The following is a 6,090-nucleotide window of genomic DNA, read 5'->3' as shown; positions in this document are numbered from 1 at the left end:
GACGGGCGCGGGATCGGGTCCGGTCCTCATCCCCCGGCGCGGCGGGCGGTCAGGACGAGGTACTCGAACTCCATCGCCCCGCCGCCGAGGTCGTGGCGCTCCGCGAGGGCCACGAGCTCAGCGTCCAGCGCGGCCACCCGCTCCGGATCACCGGCGATGTGCCGGTAGGTGACGATCGTCGGTCCGTAGCAGGCCTTGAAGAAGTCCCGGAACGCCTGCCCGGTCCCGAAGGCCCCCACCCGCAGCGCGCGCCGCGTGGCCACGACGTCCTCGACGCGGTCGCCGAGCAGCTCGAGCACGTGCTCGGGCCTGCCCCACAGGGGCGGCGGCTGGGCGCCGGGCGGCGGCGGCAAGGCGTACGGCCGCATGACGGCGAACATCTGCCCGATGAAGCCCTCGGGTGTCCAGCTGAGCAGGCCGATCCGCCCGCCCGGCCGGGTCACCCGCAGCAGCTCGTCGGCGGCCTGCTGGTGGTGCGGGGCGAACATCACGCCGACGCACGAGGTGACGACGTCGAACGCGGCGTCGGGGTGCGGCAGCGCCTCGGCGTCCTCGACGCGCCAGTCGACCTGCGCGCCGGCCGCCCCGGCCCTGCGGGTCCCGGCCTCGACGAGCTCGGGGGTGAGGTCGCCGGCGACGACGTGCGCCCCGCGCAGCGCCGCGGGGATCGCGACGTTGCCGTCGCCGGCGGCCACGTCGAGCACGCGCTCACCGGGCCGGATGCCGCAGGCGTCGACGAGCACCGGGCCGAGCTCGCTGATCACGTCGCGGACGACCGCCGGGTAGTCCCCGAGGGCCCACATCGCGCGGTGCCGCTGCTTGAGCGCCCGGTCGGCGGACGCCTGGGTGAGGGGGGTGTCGATGGTCACGGTGTCCTCCCGGACGGTCGTGGTGGTCTGGACGGTCGTGGTGGGGCTCATCGGCCGAGGCGGTCGGTGCACAGGACGCGGGTGATGAGCTGGGCGCGGGGGGCGAAGGTGGTGCCGGCGGCGAACCAGCTGCGGCCGTCGGCCCCCATGGCCGACGCGGTGAAGTAGCCGACCAGGCCCGGCACGGAGGAGCCCTCCGCGCGGAACCAGGCGCCACCGGAGAACGGGAAGGTCCCGACCGGGCAGCGTGCGCTCGCCGAGATCGGCAGCCGCCCCGCCCCGTCGGTCGCGGTCGCGGCCCCGTCCACGACGACGATGCGCCCGAGCCGGGTGCGGGGCAGGCAGTGCGCCTCGACGACCAGCGCGTTGCCGCCGATGGAGCCCGTGCCGGCGTACGTCCACCCCTGCACCCCGGGGACGGAACCGGAGATGTACAGCCCGCGGTGGTCGTAGATCCCCTCCGGGCTGGTGACGGTGCCTCCACCGCCGTAGGCGACGGTGCCGCTCGGGCAGGTCACGGTCTCGCGGAAGTCGCGCCACACGTTCCGCCGGTCGCGGACGACCCGCGTGGCGAGCGTCGACCCGCCGAGCACGGAGGCGGGGACGCAGTCGGCCTGCACCGTGAAGGCCCGGCCGCCGGACCCCGACGCCGTGGCGTAGGCGCCGGTGCCCGCGGTGGTCAGGGTGTTCGACATCAGGATCCCCATCGGGTCGTGCGACAGCGCACCGGAGGCGATGGGGAGCCGGCCGGCGGGGCAGTCGACGTAGCCGCCGGCGTAGCCCGAGGTGCTGGGGAACGCGAAGTTCGCCATCGCGTGGTGGTAGCCGCCGTCGACGGCGGCCGAGGCGGGTGCCGCGGCCGCGACGGAGGCCGCGAGGGCGGCGGCGGACAGGGCTGCGCCGAGCACCGCGGTCGGGCGGATCCGGCGGGTCGTGCGGCTGGGACGGGTCGTGCGGGTGGAACGGGTCGTGCGGGTCGTGGTGCTCTGCATCTGCATGCGGGGGTGCTCCTGGACTCGGTCTCCTCGGGCGGCTGCTGCCGCCTGGTGACGACACTCGTCCCCGCCCCGTGGGGAGGGCATCGGGAGCGCCTCCCCATCTGCGGTGCCGCTCCCCCGGCCGGTCCGCGGTCGCTCCCCTGGGGAGGTGCCGGTGGGCGGGTGGGGGTGACCGGGTGCCCGCCGGGTGGCGGTGGGCACCCGGCGGGCCCGGGAGCGGGGGCTCAGAGCCCGATGTCGTGGGCCGCGACGGCGACCTGGCGCCGGTTCGGCACGCCGAGCTTGGTGAGCACGGCCGAGACGTGGTGGTCGGCGGTCTTGGGCGAGATGTAGAGCCGCTGCGCGATCTCCGCGTTGGTCAGCCCGCGGGCGACGAGCCGGGCCACGTCGAGCTGGCGGTCGGTGAGCCCGCAGGGGTTGGCCAGGGTGGTGGACCGCCGGCGCTGGGGCACGGCGACCAGCCCGCGCCGGCGCAGGTGCAGGCGCAGCCGGTCGGCCACCGCCGCGGCCCCGAGCCGGTCGAGCCGCTCCAGCGCGCGGACCCCCTGCTGCGGCTCGCCTGAGTCGGCCAGCTCCAGCGCCTCCTCGTGCGCCGCCCCGCACCGGTGCCACCACGCGGCGGCCTCGACGTGGCGCCCGTCGAGGGCGAGCGCCCAGGGGGCCGCGACGTGCGCGGGTGGCTCCTGCAGCAGGCCCAGGCGCCGCAGCCACACGGCGAGCTCACCGGCCGACCACGCCCCCGCGGGCGTGGACGCGAGCCGGTGCAGCTCGGGGGCGGCGGCCGCCACGCGCTCGTCGGGCTCCCCGGTCAGCCAGGACCGCTCGGCCAGGCCGCACAGGACCGCGACCCGGCGCAGCGGTTCGTCGAGGCCCTCCGCGAGCCGCCACGCGGCCTCGAGGTGGCCGCCGTCGCCGCCGTCCCGCCGGAGCCGGACCAGGCCCGCCGCCAGGTGCGGCCACAGCTGCGCCATGGGCATCCCCGTGTCGCGCAGGACCTGCGCCGCGTCCTCCTCGCAGGCCCGCCAGCGGCCCCGCAACAGGTGCAGGCGCGCCCGCACGCCGGTCTGGTAATGGCTGCAGATGGCGATGTCGCGTCCTGCGGCGTGGGCGATGGAACGCTGGAGCAGCGCCTCGGCGTCGTCGAGGCGGCGGTGCTCGACGTCGAGGTTGGTGAGGTTGGAGAAGCCGGTGGAGGCGATCTCGTCGAGGTCGTGCGCCAGGGCCAGGTCGATGTGCCGCACGAGCCGGTCCCGGGCGCCCGGGCGCTCCAGGGCGACGTCGGCGAAGTCGGCGATCATCGTGGTGCGCAGCCGGAGCTCCTCGTCCCCGTCCACCCCGGCCCGGGCGGCCTCCTGCAGGCAGGCGGCGGCGACGTCGTACTCGCTGCGGTGGAAGGCGAGGAAGCCCCGCGTCGCGCAGGCCGAGGCGTACGCCGGCGCGCGCCCGGGGCCGGCGATCGCGGCGGCGCGCTCGGCGTGCTCCTCGGCGGGGCGCCGCTGGGCGTCGTAGTAGTGCAGCACCGCGGCGGTGGCGTGGGCCGCGGCCAGCCCGGCCCCGTCGCCCGCCTCCGCCCACAGCGGGAAGCTGGCGCTCACGGTCGTGATCGCCGGCCCGAGGTCGTTGGTGAGGTACAGCTCGACGCCCAGGCGCAGCAGCAGGGCGGCCCGCTGCCGGGCGCGGCCGGGGGGCAGGTGGTGCAGCGCCGTGCGCAGGAAGGCGACCGCCTCCGTGTGGGCCCCGGCCCGGTCCGCCCCGGCCGCCGCGAGGTCCGCGTGCCGCAGCTCCCGGGCGGCCTCGCCCGCGGCGACGGCGTGGTGCGCCAGGACGGCGTGGTCGCCGGGGTCGAGGCGCTCCAGCGCGTCCAGGAGCCGCCGGTGCAGCTGGGCCGCACCGCAGGGCGGGACCGTGCTCTCCAGGGCCAGGCGGGCCAGCTCGTGGCGGAAGGTGAGGCCCCGGTCGCTGCGCACGAGCAGGCCGGTGCCGTCCAGCCGCGACAGCGTCGCCAGGTCGACGCCCAGACCGGCCAGGACCCGCTCGTCGAGCCGGTCGGGGGCGGCGGCCACGAGCTGGAGCACCTCCAGGTCGCGCGCGTCCATGTCCGCGGTGCGGGCCAGGACCGCGTCGCGGACCGTGGCGGGCAGCGGCCGGCCGGGGTCCTTGGCGACCTCGGCGGCGAAGAACGGGTTGCCCCCGGTCAGCGCGCGGACCCGGTGGGGGTCGAGCGGGGTGCCCCGCAGCAGCTCGGCGACACCGGCGACGCTCAGCGGCGCCAGGTCCAGCGTGTCCAGCCGGTCCAGGACGGCGAAGTCGCCGAGCAGCGGCCGGGCGGGGTGCCGCGGGCCGATCTCGTCGGCGCGGTAGGTGACGAGCAGGGCCAGCGGCACGGTGGCGATGCGGCGGACCAGGAAGCGCAGCACCTCCACCGAGGCCCGGTCGGCCCAGTGCAGGTCCTCGACGACGAGCGCGGTGGGCCGCCCGCCCAGCGCGTCGTGGACCAGTTCGCAGACCTCCGGCAGGGACGGCTCGGCGCCCTGGCGCAGCGGCTGCAGGTCCACCTGGCGCGCCAGGTCGCGGAACGGCCCGAGCGGGCGCGGGGTCAGCAGCGGGTCGCACGCACCGCGCAGGACGCGCACCCCGCTCACCCCGGCGCACGCGGCCTGCACCAGCGCGGACTTGCCCGCGCCCGGCTCGCCGACGACGGCCACGCCCGCACCGCTCCCGCCGGCCGCGCCGGCCACGCAGTCCCGGAGCCGCGCCAGCTCCGGCCCGCGCTCCACGAGGGCCACGGGTCGACGGTAGCCCCGTCCCGCCGCGCGCGGTACGGCTTTCGCGGTACGGCTTTTCCCGCCGGCGTCAGTGCACCGGACCACCCGTGCCCCGCGCGCCGGCGGTACCGCTGGCGTCGGAGGTCGCGGTGGGTGCGTCGGCGGGCCCGGACCCGCGCAGGTAGGAGAACCAGTACGCGCCGCCGACGAACACACCGCCACCGATGAGGTTGCCCACCCCGGCGTAGAGCCAGTTCTCCAGGATCCGCCCCCACGTGATGCCCTCCACGCCGGCCCAGTGCGCGGCGGGCAGGAAGAACATGTTGGCCACCACGTGGTCGAAGCCGAGCGCGACGAACGCGGTGATGGGGAAGAAGATCGCCAGGATCTTGCCCGCGACCTCCTCGGCCGCCATCGCCATCCACACCGCCAGGCACACCAGCCAGTTGCAGCCGATGGCCCGCAGGAAGATCTCCAGGTGCGTCTCGGTGATCGCCTTGCCCGTCGCGATGGTGTCCAGGCGGGCGAACGTCGCCGCGGCCGCGGACCCGGCCTCGGAGTCCGGGGTGCCGATGATGCCGGTGTGCACGGCGAGCACGTAGGCCACGAACAGCGAGCCGAGCAGGTTGGCCACCAGCACCAGGGCGAAGTTCGCCGACATCCGGCCGAGCGTCACCTTCCGCTGCAGCGCTGCCATCGGCACGAGCGCCATGTTGCCGGTGAGCAGCTCCGCGCCGGCGATGATGACGAGGACCAGGCCCATGCTGAACACGGCACCGTTGAACAGGGTGATGAGACCGCCCCACAGCTCCGGGCGCAGCCCGGCGGTGACGTCGACGGCGAGCAGGCCCGCGAAGGCGATGTAGGCGCCGGCCAGGAACCCGCCGACGAGGGCGTTGGCCACCGGCAGGTTGGCCTTCTTCACCCCCGCGGCGACGGCGGTGACGGCGATCTGGTCGGGTGTCTTGTACGGCACGCTGCCTCCCGGGGTCGTGGGCGCCGGATCAGCGCGGCGGGGTGTCGCTGCGCACCGGGCGGCCGGCGGCCAGCCGCTCGCGCTGCGGGACGACGACGTACTTCGGGTCCTGCGTGGAGTGCACCCCGGCCTCGAACACGGCGAAGCGGGTGAGCACGGAACCGGCCAGCAGGCTCGCGCCCGACAGCGCCGACAGCAGCCGCGAGCGCCGCCCCAGCACCCCGCCGACCGCCCCGGCCGCGGTGAGCGCCCGGGCGGTGCGCAGGAACCGGCCCGGCCGGCCCTGCCGGTAGGGCTCGGAGAGCAGGCCGTGGCCGTGCTCCACGCGGTGGGCGGCCGCCAGCTCCAGCGCCGCGCCGAACACCGCCGCGCGCCGGGCCGGGCCCGCCTCGGCGGTGCGGGCCAGCACCAGGCCCGCACCGGAGCCGGCGGCCAGGGCGCTGCCGGCGAACACGAACGGCAGTTCCCGGTGCACCTCGTGC

Annotated in this window: 4 protein-coding genes and 1 pseudogene; all 5 read right to left on the bottom strand. The window is 76.9% G+C overall.

Annotated elements, in window-relative coordinates:
* Nucleotides 1–26: 26 nt before the first annotated feature.
* Entirely contained in the window at nt 27–803 is a 777-nt protein-coding gene (locus ABEB16_RS15880) for a class I SAM-dependent methyltransferase (RefSeq protein WP_345713198.1), read from the bottom strand.
* A 113-nt stretch (nt 804–916) separates the two neighbouring features.
* Entirely contained in the window at nt 917–1,867 is a 951-nt protein-coding gene (locus ABEB16_RS15875) for a hypothetical protein (protein WP_345713197.1), read from the bottom strand.
* A 224-nt stretch (nt 1,868–2,091) separates the two neighbouring features.
* Nucleotides 2,092–4,653 carry an ATP-binding protein gene (locus tag ABEB16_RS15870; RefSeq protein WP_345713196.1) on the bottom strand — a complete coding sequence of 854 codons (2,562 nt, stop codon included), beginning with the start codon at nt 4,651–4,653 and terminating at the stop codon, nt 2,092–2,094.
* A gap of 67 nt (nt 4,654–4,720) precedes the next feature.
* Nucleotides 4,721–5,608, bottom strand: a complete 888-nt coding sequence (locus ABEB16_RS15865; protein ID WP_345713195.1) for a formate/nitrite transporter family protein — start codon at nt 5,606–5,608, stop codon at nt 4,721–4,723.
* Between the two features lie 28 nt (nt 5,609–5,636).
* Nucleotides 5,637–6,090: pseudogene (locus ABEB16_RS15860) on the bottom strand (NrfD/PsrC family molybdoenzyme membrane anchor subunit); the annotation flags it as partial.

The organism is Kineococcus glutinatus (genome assembly GCF_039542765.1).
Classification (GTDB): domain Bacteria; phylum Actinomycetota; class Actinomycetes; order Actinomycetales; family Kineococcaceae; genus Kineococcus_A; species Kineococcus_A glutinatus.
Note: the sequence above shows the minus strand (reverse complement) of the source record. Positions and strands in the feature narration are given on the sequence as shown.

Bases quoted from the DNA above. Each gene is read 5' to 3' on its own strand.
- ABEB16_RS15880 (WP_345713198.1), bottom strand. From the start codon at position 803: ATGTGGGCCCTCGGGGACTACCCGGCGGTCGTCCGCGACGTGATCAGC.
- ABEB16_RS15875 (WP_345713197.1), bottom strand. From the start codon at position 1,867: ATGCAGATGCAGAGCACCACGACCCGCACGACCCGTTCCACCCGCACG.